This is a genomic window from Methylibium sp. Pch-M (assembly GCF_004136295.1).
Lineage (GTDB): Bacteria > Pseudomonadota > Gammaproteobacteria > Burkholderiales > Burkholderiaceae_C > Methylibium > Methylibium petroleiphilum.
Genome location: NZ_CP029606.1, coordinates 837,254 through 857,649, shown reverse-complemented (window position 1 = coordinate 857,649; position 20,396 = coordinate 837,254). Strand labels below are relative to the sequence as shown.

At 70.6% G+C, this 20,396-nt stretch carries 21 protein-coding genes; 5 read left to right on the top strand and 16 right to left on the bottom strand.

What is annotated here, in order from left to right:
• Positions 1-8: 8 nt before the first annotated feature.
• On the bottom strand, positions 9-1,193 hold the full coding sequence (locus C1M51_RS04065) for an efflux RND transporter periplasmic adaptor subunit (protein WP_129448353.1): 1,185 nt from the start codon (positions 1,191-1,193) through the stop codon (positions 9-11).
• Positions 1,190-1,870, bottom strand: a complete 681-nt coding sequence (locus C1M51_RS04060) for a TetR/AcrR family transcriptional regulator (RefSeq protein WP_129448352.1) — start codon at positions 1,868-1,870, stop codon at positions 1,190-1,192. The genes C1M51_RS04065 and C1M51_RS04060 overlap by 4 nt, the downstream gene beginning before the upstream one ends.
• Positions 1,871-2,125: 255 nt before the next feature.
• Between C1M51_RS04060 and C1M51_RS04055 the strand changes: the two genes are divergently transcribed.
• A complete protein-coding gene (locus C1M51_RS04055) occupies positions 2,126-2,983 on the top strand; it encodes an undecaprenyl-diphosphate phosphatase (RefSeq protein WP_129448351.1) in 858 nt (285 codons plus the stop codon).
• Between the two features lie 19 nt (positions 2,984-3,002).
• Here C1M51_RS04055 and C1M51_RS04050 read toward each other — a convergent pair whose 3' ends face one another.
• A complete protein-coding gene (locus C1M51_RS04050) occupies positions 3,003-3,899 on the bottom strand; it encodes a LysR family transcriptional regulator (RefSeq protein WP_129448350.1) in 897 nt (298 codons plus the stop codon).
• Between the two features lie 94 nt (positions 3,900-3,993).
• On the opposite strand from C1M51_RS04050, the gene C1M51_RS04045 reads away from it, so the two are divergent.
• Positions 3,994-4,152 (top strand): DUF1127 domain-containing protein, encoded by a 159-nt coding sequence (locus C1M51_RS04045; RefSeq protein ID WP_129448349.1) that lies wholly within the window; start codon positions 3,994-3,996, stop codon positions 4,150-4,152.
• Between the two features lie 20 nt (positions 4,153-4,172).
• Here C1M51_RS04045 and trmB read toward each other — a convergent pair whose 3' ends face one another.
• The 11 genes from trmB to C1M51_RS03990 form a co-directional block, all read right to left on the bottom strand.
• Positions 4,173-4,877: a tRNA (guanosine(46)-N7)-methyltransferase TrmB gene (gene trmB / locus C1M51_RS04040; protein ID WP_129448348.1), complete on the bottom strand. Its 705-nt coding sequence runs from the start codon at positions 4,875-4,877 to the stop codon at positions 4,173-4,175.
• 13 nt (positions 4,878-4,890) lie between these two features.
• The gene (locus tag C1M51_RS04035) at positions 4,891-5,526 is read right to left on the bottom strand and encodes an AAA family ATPase (RefSeq protein WP_129448347.1); all 636 of its coding nucleotides are present in this window, start codon (positions 5,524-5,526) and stop codon (positions 4,891-4,893) included.
• A 22-nt stretch (positions 5,527-5,548) separates the two neighbouring features.
• Complete coding sequence (gene pnuC / locus C1M51_RS04030; RefSeq protein WP_242499963.1) at positions 5,549-6,181, bottom strand: nicotinamide riboside transporter PnuC; 633 nt, start codon at positions 6,179-6,181, stop codon at positions 5,549-5,551.
• Between the two features lie 55 nt (positions 6,182-6,236).
• Positions 6,237-6,512, bottom strand: coding sequence for a cell division protein FtsB (ftsB, locus tag C1M51_RS04025; protein ID WP_129448346.1), 276 nt, complete (start codon positions 6,510-6,512; stop codon positions 6,237-6,239).
• A 31-nt stretch (positions 6,513-6,543) separates the two neighbouring features.
• Positions 6,544-7,845 (bottom strand): phosphopyruvate hydratase, encoded by a 1,302-nt coding sequence (eno, locus tag C1M51_RS04020; RefSeq protein WP_011830430.1) that lies wholly within the window; start codon positions 7,843-7,845, stop codon positions 6,544-6,546.
• Positions 7,846-7,968: 123 nt separating this feature from the next.
• Complete coding sequence (gene kdsA / locus C1M51_RS04015) at positions 7,969-8,826, bottom strand: 3-deoxy-8-phosphooctulonate synthase (RefSeq protein ID WP_129448345.1); 858 nt, start codon at positions 8,824-8,826, stop codon at positions 7,969-7,971.
• Positions 8,823-10,487: a CTP synthase gene (locus C1M51_RS04010; protein ID WP_129448344.1), complete on the bottom strand. Its 1,665-nt coding sequence runs from the start codon at positions 10,485-10,487 to the stop codon at positions 8,823-8,825. Before C1M51_RS04010 ends, kdsA begins: the two co-directional genes overlap by 4 nt.
• A 100-nt stretch (positions 10,488-10,587) precedes the next feature.
• Complete coding sequence (locus C1M51_RS04005; protein WP_129448343.1) at positions 10,588-11,430, bottom strand: alpha/beta fold hydrolase; 843 nt, start codon at positions 11,428-11,430, stop codon at positions 10,588-10,590.
• Positions 11,431-11,432: 2 nt separating this feature from the next.
• Positions 11,433-12,260 (bottom strand): proteasome-type protease, encoded by an 828-nt coding sequence (locus C1M51_RS04000; protein WP_129448342.1) that lies wholly within the window; start codon positions 12,258-12,260, stop codon positions 11,433-11,435.
• A gap of 1 nt (position 12,261) precedes the next feature.
• Positions 12,262-14,874 carry a DNA mismatch repair protein MutS gene (gene mutS / locus C1M51_RS03995; RefSeq protein WP_129448341.1) on the bottom strand — a complete coding sequence of 871 codons (2,613 nt, stop codon included), beginning with the start codon at positions 14,872-14,874 and terminating at the stop codon, positions 12,262-12,264.
• Between the two features lie 36 nt (positions 14,875-14,910).
• Positions 14,911-15,894: an inositol monophosphatase family protein gene (locus tag C1M51_RS03990; protein ID WP_129448340.1), complete on the bottom strand. Its 984-nt coding sequence runs from the start codon at positions 15,892-15,894 to the stop codon at positions 14,911-14,913.
• 149 nt (positions 15,895-16,043) lie between these two features.
• On the opposite strand from C1M51_RS03990, the gene C1M51_RS03985 reads away from it, so the two are divergent.
• The gene (locus tag C1M51_RS03985) at positions 16,044-16,763 is read left to right on the top strand and encodes an RNA methyltransferase (protein WP_129448339.1); all 720 of its coding nucleotides are present in this window, start codon (positions 16,044-16,046) and stop codon (positions 16,761-16,763) included.
• A gap of 78 nt (positions 16,764-16,841) precedes the next feature.
• Entirely contained in the window at positions 16,842-17,612 is a 771-nt protein-coding gene (gene cysE, locus C1M51_RS03980; RefSeq protein WP_129448338.1) for a serine O-acetyltransferase, read from the top strand.
• A 13-nt stretch (positions 17,613-17,625) separates the two neighbouring features.
• Here cysE and mog read toward each other — a convergent pair whose 3' ends face one another.
• Together mog and yjgA are read right to left on the bottom strand one after the other, a co-directional pair.
• Positions 17,626-18,240, bottom strand: coding sequence for a molybdopterin adenylyltransferase (mog, locus tag C1M51_RS03975; RefSeq protein ID WP_129448337.1), 615 nt, complete (start codon positions 18,238-18,240; stop codon positions 17,626-17,628).
• The gene (gene yjgA / locus C1M51_RS03970) at positions 18,233-18,805 is read right to left on the bottom strand and encodes a ribosome biogenesis factor YjgA (RefSeq protein ID WP_242499962.1); all 573 of its coding nucleotides are present in this window, start codon (positions 18,803-18,805) and stop codon (positions 18,233-18,235) included. Before yjgA ends, mog begins: the two co-directional genes overlap by 8 nt.
• Positions 18,806-18,915: 110 nt before the next feature.
• Between yjgA and pmbA the strand changes: the two genes are divergently transcribed.
• Positions 18,916-20,283: a metalloprotease PmbA gene (gene pmbA / locus C1M51_RS03965; protein WP_129448335.1), complete on the top strand. Its 1,368-nt coding sequence runs from the start codon at positions 18,916-18,918 to the stop codon at positions 20,281-20,283.
• The last annotated feature ends 113 nt before the right edge of the window (positions 20,284-20,396 follow it).

Genomic DNA, 20,396 nt, shown 5'->3' with positions numbered 1-20,396 from the left:
CCTGCGTTTCAGCGCGTCGTGGTGGCGCCCGACGAGGCCGACGCGGTGGCTGGCGCGGCCGCCTCGCCGGGCGCCGGCAGCCGCACCCGGGTGCCTTCGCGCACCCCACCCACGGTGCCGCGCAGCACCGTGCTGCCGTCGGCGATGCCGGAGCGCACCTCGACCAGCGCCTCGTCGCCGCGGGCCGTGGCGTCCGCCCGCAGACCCAGTTCGACGCCGTGCTGCACCACCCGGCCGTCCTCGACCGCCAACACATAGGGACGCGCCTGGTCGATGCGCACGGCCGTCGCCGGCACGCTGCTCGCGGTGCGGCGCTCCAGCTCGATGCGCCCCTTGGCGAACAGGCCCTGGCGCAGGCCGGGCTGGGGGTCGACCGCGAGATAGACCATCACCGCACGCGTGCCGGCCTGGGCGGCCGGGTTGATGCGGGCCACGCGCGCCACCACCGGCGCCGCGATGCCGTCGACCTGCAGGCGGGCGGCCGCCCCGATGCGTACCTCGCCCACGTCCTCGGGCGCGACCGCCGCCTCGAGCTCGATCCGCGACAGATCGACGATCTCGACCAGCTTCGCGTCGACCGCCACGCGTTCACCGGGCTGCGCTGCGCGCTGCGACACCTCGCCGGCGATCGGCGCCCGCAGCACCGTGTCGTTCTGGGCCTTGCGCGCCAGTTCGGCAGCCGCCCGGGCCGCCTGCAACGCCGCACGTGCGGCGGCCGCGTTCGAGACCGACGTGTCGAGCGCGTTCTTCGAGATGAAGCCCTGATTCACCAGGGCGCGGTTGTTCTCCAGTGCGCGCTCGGCGATGTCGAGCTGCGCACCGGCCTGGGCCGACTGCTCCTGCGCCTGGCGCAGCTTCCAGGCGTACTCGGTCGCGTCGATGCGGCCCAGCTCCTGGCCGGCGGTGACACGATCGCCCTCGCGCACACCGAGTTGCTGCACCTCGCCCGCCACCTTGGCCTTCACCACCGCGGAATTCACCGCCTTCAGTGCGCCGGTGATCTCGAGCGTGCGCAGCAGTTCTCGCGGCTGAACCCGGGCCACGTCCAGCGGCGCGAGTTCGAGGGCCACGTCGGCGGGGCGCACCAGCATGCGGCCCTGCTCGGCCTTGCGTGCCAGCAGGCCGCGGCCCAGCGCCGCGCTGACCAGCAGCACGACGGCGGCACCGATCCACCACGCCGCCTGGCGCTTCATGCCTTCGCTTTCCGCGCGCCGCCGCGCGGCGCGGTGCGCGGCACGAGGCCGTTGAGCACCAGGTCGACCTGCATTGCAACCACGCGCGGCGCGTCGAGGCGGCGGTCCAGGTTCGGGCAGGCGCCCATCGAATGCTTGTGCAGCATCAGGAACAGCATCGGCGCCATCAGTGCATGCACCACGTCGTCGACCGCCACCGGGCGGAACTCGCCGCGATCGATGCCACGCTGGACCACACCGCCGATCATGCGCTCGGCCGGCAGCACCACTTCGTCGAGGTAGAACTGCGCGATGTCGGGGAAGTTGCGAACTTCCGAAATGATCAACTTGCAGATGCCCGAGGCGCGGGTCTCGCCGATACGGCGCCACCACTCGGCCATCAGGTGGGCCAGCAGTTCGGCCGTCGGCCCGTCGAAGCCGCGCACGATGTCCTCGCCCTCGGCGATCTCCTGCGAGATGTTCTCGCGGATCACCGCCTTCAGCAGCTCTTCCTTGCTGGGGTAATAGAGGTAGAGGGTGCCCTTGGAGACGCCGGCGCGCGCCGCCACCTCCTCCGAGCGCGTCGCCGCGAAGCCCTTCTCGACGAACAGATCGAGGGCGGCGTCGAGCAACTCCTGCGGGCGTGCTTCCTTGCGCCGCTGGCGGGTCGAGGGGAGGGAGTCGGCAGTTCGTGACATGGATTTACTGACTAATCGGTCATTAATGTAGCGCCGGCCCGCGAGGGGGTCAAACCGGGCGCGGCAGATCCCGACCGCAGCGCCGAGGATGCCGCTGAGCGCCGTCGCGACGGTGCCTCGCCGGTGGCGATCCGGTAAAGATCGGTGAAGCCTTCACGCATCCCCGCGATCACGGGGATCGCCGTGGCCCGGCGGCGCGGCGCGGTCGGGGTCGGCAGCTAACATCGATCGCTTTGCCGCACCGGAGACGTTTTCTTGGACATCCTGCTGCTCGTCAAGGCCGCGATCATGGGCATCGTCGAGGGACTCACCGAGTTCCTGCCGATCTCGAGCACCGGACACCTGATCCTGACTGCGTCGCTGCTCAACTTCACCGGCGAGATCGTGAAGGTGTTCGACATCGCGATCCAGACCGGCGCCATGTTCGCCGTGATCTGGGAGTACCGGGTGCGCCTGCGAGCCACGGTGGCCGGCATCACGCACGAGGCGGTGGCGCAGCGCTTCGTGCGCAACCTGCTGGTCGCCTTCGTGCCGGCGGTCGTCTCCGGCCTCGCGCTGGGCGGGCTGATCAAGGAGCACCTGTTCCATCCGGTGCCGGTGGCGACGGCCTTCGTGGTCGGCGGGCTGATCATCCTGTGGGTCGAGCGCCGCCACCGGGCGCTGTTCGGTGATCGCGATCTCGAGGGCGGGCGCGTGGCGCGCGTCGAGACGATCGACGACATGAGCGCCCTCGACGCCCTGAAGGTCGGCCTGGTGCAGTGCGCTGCGCTGATCCCGGGCACCAGCCGCTCGGGCGCCACCATCATCGGTGCGATGCTGTTCGGCTTTTCGCGCAAGGCGGCCACCGAGTTCAGCTTCTTCCTCGGCATCCCGACGCTGATGGGCGCCGGCGCCTATTCGCTGATCAAGCAGCGCGACCTGCTGAGCTGGGGCGATCTGCCGGTGTTCGCGGTCGGCGTGGTGTTCGCCTTCCTCAGCGCGCTGGTCTGCATCCGCTGGCTGATCCGCTACGTGTCGACGCACGACTTCACCGTGTTCGCCTGGTACCGCATCGCCTTCGGCGGCCTGGTGCTGCTGAGCGCCTGGGGCGGCTGGGTGGACTGGAAGGACTGAGCCGAAGGGAGGGCGGCACTCAGCGCTGTCTGAAGCGCTCCAGCGTGGCGAGCACGATCCGCGTCGCGCCGTCCAGCGACGACGGCGCGCGGTGCGCCACGCCGAGGCTGCGGGTCAGCGCTGGCCGCAGCGGGATCAGCTGCACGGGATCGGTGCCCGCGGCCACCGCGACGGCCGAGCTCTCCATCGGCAGGATCGCGGCGCCATAGCCGGCCGCTACCAGGCTCTTGATCGCCTCCGTGTAGTTGAGCTCGATGCGGGCACGCGGCGCGTGGCCGGCGGCGGCAAACCACTCCATCGTCATCCGGTACATGCGGGTCGTCGCGTCGTTGAAGATCAGCGGCTGCGCGGCCAGCCAGTCCGGCGTGGCCGCCCGGGGGGCACGCCAGCGCGGCGGCACGAAGGCCCTCATCGGGTCGTTGCGCCAGTGCGTCACCACGAGATCGCGCACCGGCGGCTGCGGCAGCGCGATCAGGCCGATGTCCAGCGTACCGGCGGCGAGCCGCTCCATGCAGTGGTTCGATCCGAGGATGGCCACCTCCACGTCGATGCCCGCATGCTCCTGCTCGAGCACCTTCAGCACCTGCGGCAGCAGGTGCACGATCACGCCGGTCGAGGTGCCCAGGCGCACGCGCCCGGCCTGACCGCGGGCGTGGCGCTGCACGGTGTCGACGGCCTCATCGGCGTCGCGCAGCAGGCGCCGGGCACGATCGATCAGCGCGGCGCCGGCGGCCGTTGGCGCGACGCGCCGGCTGCCGCGCACGACCAGCGGCGCTCCGAGCCGCGATTCCAGCTCGCCGATGTGCAGGCTGACCGTGGGTTGAGCCAGGTGCAGCGCCCTCGCGGCGGCCGAGAACGTGCCCAGGTCGGCGATCGACACCAGGGTGCGCAACTGGTCGAGGTTGAGTTCGCGCATCAGGAAGTCTGATAGAAAACCTCAGTAATCTCAACTTCCACGATAGCACGTGACGTTGCACGATGAGGGCATGTGCTCGCGAAGGGAGAAGACGATGACAACGACATCCACGATCCGGACCGGCCCGCGGCGGTCCTTCCTGCGCCGGCTGCGGGCCGCATGGGCGGCGCGCCGCGTGCGCCGCGCGGCAGTGCGCGAACTGCAGGCCATGTCGGAGCACGAACTGAAGGACCTCGGCATCGGCCGCTCCTAGATCCCGGCGCTGGCGCGGGCCTAGCGCCGGACGAACACCAGGTCCCAGACGCCGTGGCCCAGCCGCAGGCCGCGCTGCTCGAACTTCGTCAGCGGGCGGTACTCGGGCCGCGGCGCGTAGCCGTCGGCGCTGTTGCGCAGCGCCGGCTCGGCCCCCAGCACCTCGAGCATCTGCTCGGCATAGGGCTGCCAGTCGGTGGCGCAGTGCAGGTAGCCGCCCGGCGCGAGCCGCGTCACCAGCCGCGCCACGAAGGCGGGCTGCACCAGGCGGCGCTTGTGGTGCTTCTTCTTGTGCCAGGGGTCCGGGAAGAACAGGTGGATGCCGGCCAGCGAGCCGGGCTCGAGCATGTGCTCGAGCACCTCGACCGCGTCGTGCTGCACGATGCGCAGGTTCGTCAGTTCGCGCTCGCCGATCTGCTTGAGCAGCGCGCCGACGCCGGGCGTGTGCACCTCGCAGCCGATGAAGTCGGTGTCGGGCCGGGCGGCGGCGATCTGCGCGGTGGCGTCGCCCATGCCGAAGCCGATCTCCAGCACCAACGGGGCGCGGCGGCCGAACGCGGCCTGCGGGTCGAGCGGCTCGCGCCGGAACGGCAGCGCGAAGCGCGGGCCGAGTTCGGCGAGCGCACGCGTCTGGCCGCTGCCCATGCGGCCGGCACGCAGCACGAAGCTGCGGATCGGTCGCGGCGGGTGGGAGGACGGAGGGGACGAGGAATCGGGGGGGCTCATGGCGAGGGCGGGTTCACCGCGGGGCGGACGACAGATGTTCGCACTCGGGCAGGAGGCATTCCCGGCAGCGGCCGCGCAGCCGGGGGCCTGCGTCGGATGCCGCGGCGGCCCGCGCGGGCAGGCCCAGGCGCGTGCGCAGCGCTGCCAGCGCGGCTGCCGTGCGCGCCGGGCCTTCGCCGTAGACCACCGAATAGGGCAGCGCCGCCGACGCCAGCGCGTTCCGCACCAGCCGGTCGACCGGGCCGCGCACCTGGGCCCCGTCGCGCTGCAGGCCGTCGGGCTGCCAGGCGAGGTCGAGCCCGGTCAGCAGCGTGAGTGTGCAGCGGCGCTGGCGCTCGAGCGCCAGCGGGTAGAGGCTGCGGTCGCCGAACACGAACTCGCTGTAGACGGCGATCATCAGCGGCGTGGTGTCGGCCAGCACGGTGTGGCCATCCCGCGCGGCGGCCTCGATGCGGCGCCATTGCTCGTCGGCGATCGCGGCCTGTTCCTCGGGCCGCGGCGTGCGGCCGTGCGCGTCGCAGAACTCGCGCAGGTACTCGGCCACCCGCGTGGCGGGTCGGCCGAGCGAACGGAGCTCCAGCGCCAGCGCATGGGCCAGCGTGGTCTTGCCGGTGCTCTCGGCGCCGACCAGCGCGATCACCGGGCCCATGCGCACTGCCTCGCGAGCTGCCTCATGCCGGGCTCGCCGCCGCGGCCTTGCGGGCCCAGGCGCGCCAGCCGATCGCGGCCAGCAGCGCGAACAGCGCATAGAGGCCGACGGTGAGCCACAGCCCCTTGTAGGCGAACAGGCTCACGCCGACAGCATTGACGGCGACCCACACCGGCCAGTTCTCGACCAGCTTGCGGCCCAGCAGCACCTGGCCCACCACGCTGCCGGCGGTGGGGAAGGCGTCCCACCAGGGCACGTCGGTGTCGGTGCCGTGGCGCAGCAGCAGCGCGGTGGCCGGCCACAGCAGCGCGAAGGCCAGCAGCGCCTGCAGCCGGCCGCGCGGGGCGAGATGGCGCACCGTGAGCGTGCGGCCGTCGGCCTGGGTGCCGCGCAGCCACTGCCACCAGCCCCAGAACGCGACCGCGATGAACAGCAGCTGCAGCGACGCATCGCCGTACAGCCGGGCCTCCCAGAACACCAGGCCGTAGAGCGCCGAGCTGGTGATCGCCAGCGGCCAGGCCAGCGGGTCGACGCGCAGGTTGCACCACACCATCCAGACGCCCAGCAGCGCGCCGGCCAGCTCGGCGCGGCTGGCGGCCAGCGGGCCGAGCACGAAGGCCGGTGCGTTGAGGAAGTCGATCAGCGAGGTGAGCATCGCGAGGCACGCGTCGCCTACGGCGCGTCGGGGCGGGAGTGCGTCGGGCGCGGGGCTAGCGCCGCGGCGCGTACTGGACGTAGATCTCGTCGGTCTTGAGCATGCCGAGCTCGGCGCGCGCCTTCTCCTCGACCATCTCGAGGCCTTCCTTCAGGTCGCGGACCTCGGCCGAGAGCCGGTCGTTGCGCGTCTGCGCCACCTCGTTCTTCGCCTGCTGCTCGCGCAGCTGCGCCTGCAGGCCGACCACCCGGCCGACCCCGCCCTTGCCGAACCACAGCTCGGCGTGGACCAGGGCCAGCAACGCGACCAGCGCGAAGGTGATCAGGCGCATGGCGGCGGCGGGCGCGACGGGCAGCGGCGGCTCAGCGCAGGTTGTAGAACGCGGCGCGGCCGGGGTAGACCGCGACGTCGCCCAGGTCCTCCTCGATGCGCAGCAGCTGGTTGTACTTGGCCATGCGGTCGCTGCGCGACAGCGAGCCGGTCTTGATCTGGCCGGCGTTGGTGCCCACCGCGATGTCGGCGATGGTGCTGTCCTCGGTCTCGCCCGAGCGGTGCGAGATCACGGCGGTGTAGCCGGCGCGCTTGGCCATCTCGATGGCGGCGAAGGTCTCGGTGAGCGTGCCGATCTGGTTGATCTTGATCAGGATCGAGTTGGCGATGCCCTTGTCGATGCCTTCCTGCAGGATCTTGGTGTTGGTGACGAACAGGTCGTCGCCGACCAGCTGCACCTTCTTGCCCAGCACCTCGGTCAGGTGGGCCCAGCCGGCCCAGTCGCCCTCGGCCATGCCATCCTCGATGCTGATGATCGGGTACTTGTCGACCCAGCCGGCCAGCATGTCGGTCCACTGCTGGGCCGACAGCGACAGGCCGCCCTCGCCATCGAGCTGGTAGACCAGCGAGCCGTTCTTGCCCGGCTTGTAGAACTCGCTGGCGGCGCAGTCGAGGCCCAGCGCGATCTGGGTGCCCGGGGTGTAGCCGGCCTTGTCGATGGCCTCGAGGATCATCTGGATCGCCGCCTCGTGGTTCTCGACGCTCGGGGCGAAGCCACCCTCGTCGCCCACCGCGGTGCTGATGCCCTTGTCGTGCAGGATCTTCTTCAGCGCGTGGAAGGTCTCCGCACCCCAGCGCACCGCTTCGCGGAAGCTCGGCGCGCCCACCGGGATGATCATCAGCTCCTGCAGATCGAGGCTGTTGTTGGCGTGCGCCCCGCCGTTGACCACGTTCATCATCGGCACCGGCAGCTGCATGCCGCCCATGCCGCCGAAGTAGCGGTACAGCGGTAGGCCCGATTCCTCGGCCGCCGCGCGCGCCACGGCCATGCTGACCGCCAGCGTCGCGTTGGCGCCGATGCGGGCCTTGTTGTCGGTGCCGTCGAGGTCGATCAGTGTCTTGTCGAGGAAGGCCTGCTCGGAGGCATCGAGCCCCAGCACGGCTTCCGAGACCTCGGTGTTGAGGTGCTCGACCGCCTTCAGCACGCCCTTGCCGAGGTAGCGGCCCTTGTCGCCGTCGCGCAGCTCGATCGCCTCGCGCGAGCCGGTCGAGGCGCCGCTCGGCACCGCGGCGCGGCCCATCACGCCGCTCTCGAGCAGCACGTCGCATTCGACGGTGGGGTTGCCGCGGCTGTCGAGGATCTCGCGCCCGACGATGTCAACGATGGCACTCATGGCGTTGCTTTCAATAAGGAAGGGAAGTATTCGAGGAGCGGACGCCGCGGATCCGGCTTCGCCGGTCCGCCAGCGTCGCCCCCTCGAGGGGGAGCGGCGAAGCCGCAACGGGGGTGGTCAACATCAACAGGAAAAATCGTTCTCGAGCAGCGGCTGCGCCTTGACCACGCGGTCGATGCTGACCAGCTGCTCCAGCAGGGCCTTCATGTGCTTCAGCGGCACCGCATTCGGGCCGTCGCTCAGCGCGCGGGCCGGGTCCGGGTGGGTTTCCATGAACACGCCCGCCACGCCGACCGCGATGGCCGCGCGCGACAGCACCGGCACGAACTCGCGCTGGCCGCCCGAGCTGTTGCCCTGGCCGCCGGGCAGCTGCACGCTGTGGGTCGCGTCGAAGACCACCGGGCTGCCGGTCTCGCGCATGATGGCCAGGCTGCGCATGTCGGACACGAGGTTGTTGTAGCCGAAGCTCGCGCCGCGCTCGCAGGCCATGAACACGTCGTCCGGCAGGCCCTTCTCGCGGGCGGCGTCGCGCGCCTTCTGGATCACGTTCTTCATGTCGCCCGGCGCGAGGAACTGGCCCTTCTTGATGTTCACCGGCTTGCCGCTCTGCGCGACGGCACGGATGAAGTCGGTCTGGCGGCACAGGAAGGCGGGCGTCTGCAGCACGTCGACGTGCTGCGCGACGACCGGGATCTCGGCCTCGCTGTGCACGTCGGTCAGCACCGGCACCTGCAGTTCCCGGCGCACCTTGGCGAGGATCTCCAGACCCTTGTCCATGCCCGGGCCGCGGAACGAGGTGCCCGACGAGCGGTTGGCCTTGTCGTAGCTGGACTTGAAGATGAAGGGGATGCCGAGCGCCGAGGTGATTTCCTTCAGGCGGCCCGCCACGTCCATCTGCAGCTGCTCGCTCTCGACCACGCAGGGGCCGGAGATCAGGAAGAAGGGTCGGTCGAGGCCGATCTCGAACCCACACAAATTCATGCCGCCACCTTCTGCAAACTACCGGATGCGCCGCGCTCCGCCTGATGGACGAGCGCTGCCTTGACGTAGCTGATGAACAGCGGATGTCCCGCCCACGGCGTGGACTTGAACTCGGGGTGGAACTGCACGCCCACGTACCACGGGTGCACGCTCTGCGGCAGCTCGACCATCTCGGTCAGCTTCTCGCGCTGGGTGATCGCGCTGATCACCAGTCCGGCCTGCTGCAGGCGGTCGAGGTAGTGCTCGTTGGCCTCGTAGCGGTGGCGGTGGCGCTCGGTGACGACCGGGCCGTAGATCTGGTGGGCCAGCGTGCCGGGCTTCACGTCGGAACTCTGGGCGCCCAGGCGCATGGTGCCGCCCAGGTCGGAGTTGGCGTCGCGCTTCTGGACCGATCCGTCGGCGTCCTGCCACTCGTCGATCAGCGCGATCACCGGGTGCGGCGTGGCGGGTTCGAACTCGGTGCTGTTGGCATCTTTCAGGCCGGCCAGGTGGCGGGCCACCTCGATGGTCGCGACCTGCATGCCCAGGCAGATGCCGAGATAGGGGATCTTGTGCTCGCGTGCGTAGCGGGCGGTGAGGATCTTGCCTTCCACGCCGCGCTTCCCGAAGCCGCCGGGCACCAGGATGGCGTCATAACCGGCCAGCTGGTCGATGTTGGACTCGTTCAGCAGCTCCGAGTCCACGTATTCGATCTTGACCCGGGCGTGATGGTGGATGCCGGCGTGGCGCAGCGCCTCGTTGAGCGACTTGTACGAGTCCGACAGATCGGTGTACTTGCCGCACATCGCGATCGTCACCTCGTGCTGCGGGTGGGTCACCTCGTGCACCAGGCGGTCCCAGCGGCGCAGGTCGGCCGATTTGGTGAGCAGCTGCAGCTTCATGCAGATCAGCTCGTCCAGGCGCTGCTCGTGCAGCATGCGCGGCACCTTGTAGATCGTGTCCACGTCCCACATCGAGATCACGCCCTGCAGACCGACGTTGGTGAACAGCGAGATCTTGTCGCGTTCGTCTTCCGGAATCTCGCGGTCGGCGCGGCACAGCAGCGCGTCGGGCTGGATGCCGATCTCGCGCATCTTCTGCACGGTGTGCTGCGTGGGCTTGGTCTTGAGCTCGCCGGCCGCGGCGATCCACGGCACGTAGGTCAGGTGCACGAAGGCCGAGTTGCTGGGGCCGGCACGCAGTGCCATCTGGCGCACCGCTTCCAGGAAGGGCAGCGACTCGATGTCGCCGACGGTGCCGCCGATCTCGACGATGGCCACGTCGACGTCGTTCGCGCCGCGCTTGACGAACTCCTGGATCTCGTTGGTGACGTGCGGGATCACCTGCACCGTCTTGCCGAGGTAGTCGCCGCGGCGTTCCTTCTCGAGCACAGACTTGTAGATCTGGCCGGTCGTGAAGTTGTTGCTGCGCTTCATGCGGGTGCTGATGAAGCGCTCGTAGTGGCCGAGGTCGAGGTCGGTCTCGGCGCCGTCGTCGGTGACGAAGACCTCGCCGTGCTGGAACGGCGACATCGTGCCCGGATCGACGTTCAGATACGGATCGAGCTTGATCAGGGTGACCTTGAGGCCGCGCGATTCCAGGATGGCCGCGAGCGATGCCGACGCGATGCCCTTGCCGAGGGAGGACACCACACCGCCGGTGACGAAGACGAACTTGGTCATGACATGCGGCACGTTGTTTCCAAAAGTGCCGTGGTGGTAAAGCGAGAGTATATCGGCCGGGCCGGGCCGGGCCGGGCCCGCCTGCCCGGTGGTCTCGGCGTCAGCCGGTCGCGCGGTGGGCGCAAGCCAGGCTGCGCAACTGCGAGAGCACCGCCTTGGCCGTCTCCAGCGGACGCTCCATCGGGAACAGGTGGCCGCCTTCGATCCAGCTCACCCGCCCCTGGGTGAGACGCTCAGTCGCGCGCAGGCCCACCTGGCGCACCTCGGCCGACGCGGTGCCGCCGATGAAGGCGACCGGACAACTGAGCGGATGCCTGCGCAGGACGTGCGGCAGATGGTGCGGCAGGGTCCGGTAGATCTCGGTCTCGACCTCGCGCCGGAAACTGAGCGCGCGCACCGCGCCGGCCGGTTCGGTGCCGGCGGCGACGTAGTCGTGCAGCACCTCGGGGTGCCAGCGGGCGAACACCGGCTTGGCGGCGAAGTGCTCGAAGGCCGCCTGGTCACTGGGCCAGTGCTGGCGACGCCGCCGCGACACGGCGGCCGGCGAGTAGCGTTCACCGAGACCGGTCGCCTTGGCAAATTGCAGCGCGCGTGCCTTCCAGCCACCGATGATCGGCGAGTCGAGCAGCACCACGCCGCGCGCCAGGTCGGGCCGCCGGGTCGCGGCCAGCACGCTGAGGAAGCCGCCCAGCGAGTGGCCGACGAACCAGGCCGGCGCTTCGTCGACGAGCGCACGTTCGGCGAAGTGGATCAGTTCATCGCGCAGGTGCGGCCAGTTGCCGGTCACCGGGTAGGCCGGCTGGTGGCCGAATTTCTCGACCGCGTGCACCGTGTAGCCGGCTGCGCGCCAGTGCTCGAACAGCAGCCGGTAGGTGCCGGCCGGAAAGCCGTTGGCGTGCGAGAAGACGATGGCGCCGCGCGAGCGTCCGCGTCCGCCCGCCATGCTCAGACGATGCGTTCGTTCGGGTGGGTGATCTTGCGCATCGGTTCGCAGCGTTCGTGGCCGGTGCGCAGCGGATGGGCCGCGGCGCCGCCGCTGTCCCATTGCGGCGCGTCGATGCTCTCGAAGGCGGCGCGCAGCTTCTGGCCCCAGCTGCCGCGGATCATGCGGAAGTATTCGTTGTGCTCGTCGATGCAGACGATCTGCTCGGTCTGGAAGCGGCCGTCCTGGTAGACCAGCAGGTCCAGCGGCAGACCGACGGAGAGGTTGGACTTCAGCGTGGAGTCCATCGACACCAGCGCGCACTTGGCCGCCTCGTCCAGGCTGGTGGCCGGCGTGATCATGCGGTCGAGGATGGGCTTGCCGTACTTGCTCTCGCCGATCTGGAAGTAGCAGGTCTCGCGCGTGGCCTCGATGAAGTTGCCAGCCGAGTAGACGAGGAACAGCCGCATTGCCTCGCCGGCGATCTGGCCGCCGAAGATCATCGAGGCGTTGAAGTCGATGCCGGCGCGCTTGAGCGAGGCGCCGTCCTGCTCGTGCACGCGGCGCACCGCGCTGCCGAGCACGCGCACCGCATCGAACATGCTGGTGGCGTTCCAGATCGTCAGCGGCGGCTTGTCGCCGTTCTCCAGCTTCTCGACCTGCAGGATCTCGCGCACCGACTGGCTGATGCTCAGGTTGCCGGCCGACAACAGCACCATGAAGCGGTCGCCGGGCTTCTCGTAGACCATCATCTTGCGGAAGGTGCTGATCTGGTCGAGCCCGGCGTTGGTGCGCGAGTCGGACAGGAACACGAGGCCGGCATTGAGCCGCACGCCGACGCAGTAGGTCATGTCAGTTTTCCTTGGAACGCTCGTGGAGCGATTTGAGGCGGTAGAGCGCGTCGAGCGCTTCCCGCGGGGTCAATGTATCGGGTTCGACGCCGGCCAGGGCCCGCTCGAGCTCGGTGGCTTCGCGCGGCGGCGAGGGCGGCGGCGCGGCGAACAGGTCGATCTGCGAGGAGCTGGCCGCCTGCTGGGCCTCCAGCGCCTCCAGTGTCGCGCGCGCCTGACGCAGCAGCGGCGCCGGCATGCCGGCCAGCCGTGCCACCTGCACGCCGTAGCTGCGGCTGGCCGGGCCAGGCTGGATCTCGTGCAGGAACACGATGTCGTCGCCGTGGCCGGTGTGCGACTCGGCCGCGCTGACGTGCACGTTCAGCGCACGCGGGTGCTTCTCGGGGAAGGCGGTCAACTCGAAATAGTGGGTCGCGAACAGCGTGAAGGCGCGGTTGCGGTCGTGCAGCTGACTGGCGATCGCCCCGGCCAGCGCCAGACCGTCGAAGGTGGAGGTGCCGCGGCCGATCTCGTCCATCAGCACCAGCGAGTGCTCGGTGGCACCGTGGACGATGGCGGCCGCCTCGGTCATCTCGAGCATGAAGGTGGACTGCGCATTGGCTAGGTCGTCGGCCGCGCCGATGCGGGTGTGGATGGCGTCCACCGGGCCGAGCCGGCAGGCCGCGGCCGGCACGTAGGAGCCCATCGCGGCGAGCAGCACCACCAGCGCCACCTGGCGCATGAAGGTCGACTTGCCGCCCATGTTGGGACCGGTGATCACCAGCATGCGGCGGTTGGCGTCGAGCCGACAGTCGTTGGGGATGAAACCACCGCCGCCGGTCTCGGCCAGCCGTGCCTCGACGACCGGGTGGCGGCCCTGCTCGATCTCGATGCAGGGCTGGCTCACGAACTCCGGGCAGCACCAGTTCAGCACCGCTGCGCGCTCGGCCAGCGCGGCCAGCGCGTCCAGGCTGGCCAGCGCGCGCGCCACGGCGCCCAGCGCGGCCAGCTGCGGCTGCAGCGCGTCGAGCACGCCGTCGTACAGCAGCTTCTCGCGCGCCAGAGCACGCTCCTGCGCCGACAGCGCCTTGTCTTCGAAGGCCTTCAGCTCCGGCGTGATGTAGCGCTCGGCGTTCTTCAGCGTCTGGCGGCGCTGGTAGTCGGCCGGCACCTTGTCGACCTGGCCCTGCGTGACCTCGATGTAGAAGCCGTGCACGCGGTTGAACTGCACGCGCAGGTTGGCGATGCCCGTGCGGTTGCGCTCGCGCGCCTCCAGGTCCAGCAGGAAGGCGTCGCAGTTCTGCGCGATGCCGCGCAGCTCGTCGAGCGCGGCGTCGTGGCCCGTTGCGATGACGCCGCCGTCGCGCAGCAGCACCGCCGGCTCGTCGGCGATGGCGCGCTGCAGCAGTTCGGCGATCTCCGGAGGCGGCGAGAGCTGCTGTGCCAGATCGGCCAGCAGCGCGCTGTCGCGCGGCACGCCGTCGCGCAGCGCGGGCAGCGCCAGCAGCGTGGCGCGCAGGCCGGTCAGTTCGCGCGGACGCACCTGGCGCAGCGCGATGCGCGCGGTGATGCGCTCGACGTCGCTGACGCCGCGCAACGCCTCGCGCAACACCTCGCCGCCACGTTCCATCAGCGCGCCGATCGCTTCGTGGCGCGCGCGGGCCGCCGTGCGCACGCGCGCCGGGTGCGTGAGCCAGTGGCGCAAGGCGCGCGAGCCCATGCCGGTGCGGCACACGTCGAGCAGCGACAGCAGCGTCGGCGCGTCCTCGCCGCGCAGCGTCTGTGTCAGCTCGAGGTTGCGGTGCGTGGCCGGCGGCAGTTCCAGCAGATCGCTCGCGCGCTCCACCGCCAGCGAACCCACATGGGCCAGCGCCCGGCCCTGGGTGTGCTCGGCGTAGCTGAGCAGCGCGGCGGCGGCGGCGTGGGCTGCGGTCACGTCCTCGGCATTGAAGCCGGCGAGACTGGCAACGCGCAGTTGCTCGCACAGCTTGCGGCGGCCCAGCGCCGCGTCGAACTGCCACGCGGGTCGCCGCGTGAGCGCGGTGCGAGTGGCGGAAAGCGCGACCGTCAGCGCCGCGTCGTCGCGGTCGTCGACCAGCACCTCGGCGGGGCCCAGGCGCGCCAGCCAGCCCGCGAGCTCGCGCTCGCCGCATTCGCTGAGGCCCAGCGTGCCGCTGCTCAGGCCCAGCCAGGCCAGGCCATAGCTCGCACGCTGGCGCGTCACCGCCAGTAGCAGGGTGTCGACGCGCTCCGACAGCAGCTCGGTGTCGGTCACGGTGCCCGGCGTGACGACGCGCACCACCTTGCGCTCGACCGGCCCCTTGGCCGTCGCCACGTCGCCCACCTGCTCGGCGATCGCGACCGACTCGCCAAGCTTGACCAGTTTGCCGAGATAGTTCTCGAGCGCGTGCACCGGCACGCCGGCCATCACGACCGGCTCGCCGGCGCTCTGGCCGCGGCTGGTGAGAGTGATGTCGAGCAGGCGGTGCGCCTTGCGGGCGTCGTCGAAGAACAGCTCGTAGAAATCGCCCATGCGGTAGAGCACGAGCGTGTCGGGATGCTCAGCCTTGATGCGCAGGTACTGCTGCATCATGGGGGTGTGACCGGACTCGGCGCGGGCGGGGTCGGCACTCATGCGGGCTCGCGGACGGGACGACACAACGTCGAAGGCTCAGAACGGTGCGTCGTCGTCCTTGGCCTTGGCGAGGTCGGCCTTGCGGATGCGCACCGGCGCCTTCTTCGCGGTGGCGGCGGGCGGCGTATCGGCCACGACGCTCGCGACGAAGGCGGCGGTGGCGTCCGGCGCGGCTGCCGCGGCGGGGGCCGTGGCGCCCGCCTCGTCGTCCTTGATGATGCGGGTGTAGGGCGCGAGGATGCTCACCAGCTGCGCATAGATCTTCGGGTTGCCCGCGACGATCTCGCGCTGGTAGAGGAAGTCGGACTCGCCGGTGAAATTGCCGATCAGGCCGCCGGCCTCGGTGATGATCAGCGAGCCGGCCGCGATGTCCCAGGGGTTCAGCCCGGTCTCGAAGAAGCCGTCGTACCAGCCGGCGGCCACGTAGCACAGGTCCAGCGCGGCGGCACCCGGGCGGCGCAGGCCGGCGCAGTGCTGCATGACCTCCTCGAACATCTTCAGGTAACGCTTGAAGTTGTCGCCCTTGCGGAACGGGAAGCCGGTGCCGATCAGCGACTCCAGCAGGCGGCTGCGCTTGCTGACGCGCAGGCGCTTGTCGTTGAGGAAAGCGCCGCGCCCCTTGGAGGCGTAGAACAGGTCGTTGCGCGACGGGTCGTAGACCACCGCCTGCTGGATCTGGCCGCGGAAGGCGAGCGCGATCGAGACCGCGTAGACCGGGAAGCCGTGGATGAAGTTGGTGGTGCCGTCGAGCGGATCGATGATCCACACGTAGTCGCTGTCCTTCGCGCCGTGGGTGCGCCCGGTCTCCTCGGCGAGGATGCCGTGGCCCGGGTAGGCGCCGAGCAGGGTCTCGATGATCGCGGCCTCGGCCGCCTGGTCCACCTCGGTCACGAAGTCGTTGTGCGACTTGGCGGTGACGGTCACGCGCTCGATGTCCAGCGAGGCCCGGTTGATCAGCGCCCCCGCAGTGCGTGCAGCCTTGACGGCGGTGTTGAGCATCGGGTGCAGGGTCTGGGACATGGCGGGCGCTCGCGGCTGACGGGGCAGGAGAGGGAAAGGCGGACTGGCGGGGGACAAAGAACGTGGGGCCGGCGGGCCGGGAGAGGGGAGCGCCGGTGCGGCGGGCCGCGAGGGCCACGCCGATAATCAAATTTTAGCCGCCCTCGCCGATGTCGACTGCCGATCCGACCCGCTTCGTCCTCGTGGGCACCAGCCATCCCGGCAACGTGGGCGCGGCGGCGCGGGCGATGAAGGTGATGGGCTTCTCCGACCTGGTGCTGGTGGCGCCCCGCCATGCCGACGTGCTGGTGCAGGAGGACACGGTGGCCCTGGCCAGCGGCGCGGCCGACATCCTGGTGCGGGCGCGCGTCGTCGCGACGCTCACCGAGGCCCTGGAAGGCGTGAGCCATGCCTGCGCCACCGCAATGACGCCGCGTGATTTCGGCCCGAAGACCTTCGCGCCGCGCGCGCTGTTCCCCGAACTCGCCGCCGGGCGGCAGCGCGTGGGCTTCGTGTTCGGCTCCGAGCGCTATGGGCTGTCGAACGAGGACGTGTACCGCTGCCACAGCTGCCTGAGCATCCCGACGCCGGCCGACTACGGCTCGCTGAACCTGGCGCAGGCGGTGCAGCTGATCGCCTACGACTGGCGCCAGGCGCTCGGCGGCTACCCCGTCACGCCCCGCACGTCCGATCCGGCGCTGGCCGACGCCGCGGCGGTGCAGGGGCTGCTCGATCACTGGCAGCGGGCGCTGGTGCACATCGGCCACCTCGATCCGGCCGCACCGAAGAAGCTGCTGCCGCGGGTGAACCAACTGCTGAACCGGGCCCAACTGACCGAGGAAGAGGTGCACCTGTTGCGCGGCATCGCCACGTCGATGCTGAAACGTTGAGCCCCGCGATGCCCCCGCCGGCCTCAGGCAGGCAGTCGGCTGGCTACACTGACCTGGCCCAACCTGAAGAGCGACGACATGTTCAGCCGCCTCCGCGAAGACATTGCCACCATCCTCGAGCGCGACCCGGCCGCCCGCACGGGTTTCGAGGTGCTGACCTGTTATCCGGGACTGCATGCGCTGGCGGTGCACCGGCTGGCGCACGGCTGCTGGACGCGCGGCTGGCGCTGGCTCGGCCGCTTCCTGTCGCACCTGGGCCGCTTCCTCACCGGGATCGAGATCCATCCGGGCGCCACGGTCGGCCGGCGCGTCTTCATCGACCACGGCATGGGGGTGGTGATCGGCGAGACGGCCGAGATCGGCGACGACTGCACCATCTACCAGGGCGTGACGCTCGGCGGCACCTCGCTCTACAAGGGCGCGAAGCGGCACCCGACGTTGGGCAAGGGCGTGATCGTCGGTGCCAATTCGCAGGTGCTCGGAGGATTCGTGGTCGGCGACGGGGCGCGGGTCGGCTCGGGCGCGGTGGTCGTCAAGCCGGTGCCGGCGGGCGCCACCGCGGTCGGCAACCCGGCGCGCATCCTGCACGACGCAGTCGACGTGCAGCGCGAGGCGGCGGCGGCGAAGATGGGTTTCTCGGCCTACGGCGTGAGTCAGGGCGACGACCCGGTGGCGCAGGCGATGAAGGGCCTGATCGACAACGCCTCGGGGCACGAACACCAGATCGCCATGCTGTGGGCGGCGGTCGAGACGCTGTCGCGGCGCAGCGCGGCCGGCGACTGCGTGCCGAGCGACGCGCAGACCCGCGAGGACTTCGACGCCGCGGCGCTGAACCAGCTGGTGCGCTGACGCGGCGAGCGCCTCAGCCGCCGGCCGGGCGGCTGGCGCGCAGCGCCGACTTCGGCCGGAAGGCCTTGCAGACCGACTCGTCCGTCTCGAGGTAGGGCCCGCCGATCAGGTCGACGCAGTAGGGCACGGCCGCGAAGATGCCGTGCGCCGGGGGCTGGGCGTCCGGCAGCCCCTGCAAGGTCTCGGCAATCGCCTTGGGCTGCCCGGGCAGGTTGATGATCAGCGCCTGGCCGCGGATCACCGCCACCTGGCGCGACAGGATCGCGGTGGGCACGAAGCGCAGCGAGATCTGCCGCATCTGCTCGCCGAAACCCGGCATCTCCTTGTGCGCGACGGCCAGCGTGGCCTCGGGCGTCACGTCGCGCGGCGCCGGGCCGGTGCCGCCGGTGGTCAGCACCAGGTCGCAGTGCGCGTCGTCGACCAGCTCGCGCAGCGTGGCGCTGATGCCCTCCTGCTCGTCGGGGATCAGGCGTGTGACCCAGGTGACCGGGTTCTTCAGCGCACGGCCCAGCCAGTCCTGCAGCGCCGGGATGCCCTGGTCGGCATAGACGCCGCTGGAGGCCCGGTCGCTGACCGAGACGAGGCCGATCGTGACGGGATCGAACGGTGTGGCGGGCGTGTCAGTCATTGCTTTCCTCCTCTTCGCGGCCAGGCTCGGCGAGCGCGCCACGCAGCTGCTGGAACAGCTCGCGGTAGGCCCGGCCGTGGCGGGCAGCACCGCCCGGCAGTGCGGGGACGGCTTCCTTGCGCGCGCTGCGGATCAGGCTGCGCAGCTGCTGAAGGTCGCTGCGCGGGTGCACGGCGGTCCAGCGGGTGAGGGCGTCGTCGCTGGCCAGCAGTTCGGCGCGCCAGCGTTCGGCCTCGTGCAGCGCGAGCGCGTCCTTCGCGTGGCCGAGCTGGAACGAGGCCACCGCCTCGCGGATCGGCTCGATGCCACCGGCGTCCTGCGCCCGGCGCATCAGCTTGCCCAGGTACTGGATCTGGCGGCGGCGGCCTTCGTGGGACTTGGTGCGCTGGGCGGTGCGCACCGCCTCGCGCAGCGATTCGTCGAGGCCGATGGCGTCGATGCGCGCGTCGGGCAGCGTCATCAGTGCTTCGCCCAGAGACTGCAGCTCGTGCATGGCCTTCTTCAGCGCGGTCTTGCTGGGGCGCTCGGACGCGTCGTCGTCCGGTTCGTTCGTTTCGGTGTTCAAGCGGGGGCAGGCATCAGGGAAGGGGGAACGCCGCAAGGCGCTGGCTATCATAGTTGCGTGCCGCCGGCTGCCCCTGCGGCCGCACAGCCCCGCAGTTTCCAGGTCCCGCCATGTCCCGCACCCCCGAAGGTTTTGCCCACAGCCGAGCCCAGTTCGAGCAACTGATCGACGACACGCTCGCGGTGGCCCGCGGGCTCGGGGCCAGCGATGCGGCGGCCGAGGTCAGCGAGGGCGCCGGCCTGTCGGTGTCGGTGCGCAAGGGCGAAGTCGAGACGGTCGAGCGCAACCGCGACAAGTCGCTCGGCGTCACCGTCTACCTGGGCCAGCGGCGCGGCAACGCCAGCACCTCCGATTTCTCGCGCACCGCGCTGGAGCAGACAGTGCGCGCGGCCTACGACATCGCCCGCTTCACGGCCGAGGACCCGGCCGCCGGCCTGCCCGACGCGGCCGATCTGGCCACACCCGAGGAAGCCGCCCGCGATCTGGATCTCTACCACCCCTGGGCGATCGACGCCGCCGGCGCCATCGAGCTGGCCTTGCGCTGCGAGGGCGCGGCCTTCGCGACCGACCGGCGCGTCACCAATTCCGACGGCTGCGGCGTCTCGGTCCAGCAGTCGCACTTCATGGCCGGCAACTCGCGCGGTTTCCGCGGCGGCTACGCCAGTTCGAGGCACTCGCTGTCGGTGGCACCGATCGCCGGCCGGGGAAACGACATGCAGCGCGATGCCTGGTACAGCTCGATGCGCGACGCCGCCGACCTGGCCTCGCCCGAGGCCGTGGGCCGCTATGCCGCGGAGCGCACGCTGGCCCGGCTGAAGGGACGCAAGATCGCGACCTGCGAGGTGCCGGTGCTGTTCGAGTCCACGCTGGCCGCGGGCCTGCTGGGCGCCTACGTGCAGGCCACCAGCGGCGGCGCGCTCTACCGCAAGGCCACCTTCCTGGCCGATTGCCTGGGCAAGCCGGTGTTTCCCGACCACGTCGACATCGACGAGCAACCGCACCTGCTCAAGGGCAAGGCCAGCGCACCGTTCGACGACGAGGGTGTGCGCACGCGCGCCCGCAAGGTGGTGGCCGCCGGCCGCGCCGAAGGCTATTTCCTGTCGAGCTACTCGGCGCGCAAGCTCGGCATGCACACGACCGGCCACGCCGGCGGCTCGCAGAACCTCACGCTGACGAGCCGGCTCACGGCGCCGGGCGACGACCTCGACGCGATGCTGCGCAAGCTCGGCCGCGGCCTGTTCGTCACCGAACTGATGGGGCAGGGGGTCAACTACGTGACCGGCGACTACTCGCGCGGTGCCGCCGGCTACTGGGTCGAGGGCGGGCGCATCGTGCACCCGGTGCACGAGATCACCATCGCCGGCAGCCTGGGCGAGATGCTGCGCCGGATCGTCGCGGTCGGTGCCGACGCCTACACGATGGGCGGCAAGACCATCGGCTCGGTGCTGATCGAGCGCCTGAAGATCGCCGGCAGCTGAGGACGGCGCGAGCGTCCGCCGGGGCCCGCCCGGCGGGTAAGCCCCACGCCGGGCCGCGGAGGGCGCTCCTAGAATCTTTTCGATCCTTCCTTCCCTTCTCCAGGAGTCGTCCT

Coding starts and splice junctions, on each gene's coding strand:
- mog (WP_129448337.1), bottom strand. CDS start 18,240: ATGACTGACACGCCCGCCACACCGTTCGATCCCGTCACGATCGGCCTC.
- C1M51_RS04010 (WP_129448344.1), bottom strand. CDS start 10,487: ATGACCAAGTTCGTCTTCGTCACCGGCGGTGTGGTGTCCTCCCTCGGC.
- C1M51_RS04000 (WP_129448342.1), bottom strand. CDS start 12,260: ATGACCTACTGCGTCGGCGTGCGGCTCAATGCCGGCCTCGTGTTCCTG.
- ftsB (WP_129448346.1), bottom strand. CDS start 6,512: ATGCGCCTGATCACCTTCGCGCTGGTCGCGTTGCTGGCCCTGGTCCAC.
- C1M51_RS04035 (WP_129448347.1), bottom strand. CDS start 5,526: ATGGGCCCGGTGATCGCGCTGGTCGGCGCCGAGAGCACCGGCAAGACC.
- pmbA (WP_129448335.1), top strand. CDS start 18,916: ATGTCCCGCACCCCCGAAGGTTTTGCCCACAGCCGAGCCCAGTTCGAG.
- C1M51_RS04045 (WP_129448349.1), top strand. CDS start 3,994: ATGACAACGACATCCACGATCCGGACCGGCCCGCGGCGGTCCTTCCTG.
- pnuC (WP_242499963.1), bottom strand. CDS start 6,181: ATGCTCACCTCGCTGATCGACTTCCTCAACGCACCGGCCTTCGTGCTC.
- C1M51_RS04065 (WP_129448353.1), bottom strand. CDS start 1,193: ATGAAGCGCCAGGCGGCGTGGTGGATCGGTGCCGCCGTCGTGCTGCTG.
- trmB (WP_129448348.1), bottom strand. CDS start 4,877: ATGAGCCCCCCCGATTCCTCGTCCCCTCCGTCCTCCCACCCGCCGCGA.
- mutS (WP_129448341.1), bottom strand. CDS start 14,874: ATGAGTGCCGACCCCGCCCGCGCCGAGTCCGGTCACACCCCCATGATG.
- eno (WP_011830430.1), bottom strand. CDS start 7,845: ATGAGTGCCATCGTTGACATCGTCGGGCGCGAGATCCTCGACAGCCGC.
- cysE (WP_129448338.1), top strand. CDS start 16,842: ATGTTCAGCCGCCTCCGCGAAGACATTGCCACCATCCTCGAGCGCGAC.
- C1M51_RS04050 (WP_129448350.1), bottom strand. CDS start 3,899: ATGCGCGAACTCAACCTCGACCAGTTGCGCACCCTGGTGTCGATCGCC.
- C1M51_RS03985 (WP_129448339.1), top strand. CDS start 16,044: ATGTCGACTGCCGATCCGACCCGCTTCGTCCTCGTGGGCACCAGCCAT.
- C1M51_RS04060 (WP_129448352.1), bottom strand. CDS start 1,870: ATGTCACGAACTGCCGACTCCCTCCCCTCGACCCGCCAGCGGCGCAAG.
- C1M51_RS04005 (WP_129448343.1), bottom strand. CDS start 11,430: ATGGCGGGCGGACGCGGACGCTCGCGCGGCGCCATCGTCTTCTCGCAC.
- C1M51_RS03990 (WP_129448340.1), bottom strand. CDS start 15,894: ATGTCCCAGACCCTGCACCCGATGCTCAACACCGCCGTCAAGGCTGCA.
- kdsA (WP_129448345.1), bottom strand. CDS start 8,826: ATGAATTTGTGTGGGTTCGAGATCGGCCTCGACCGACCCTTCTTCCTG.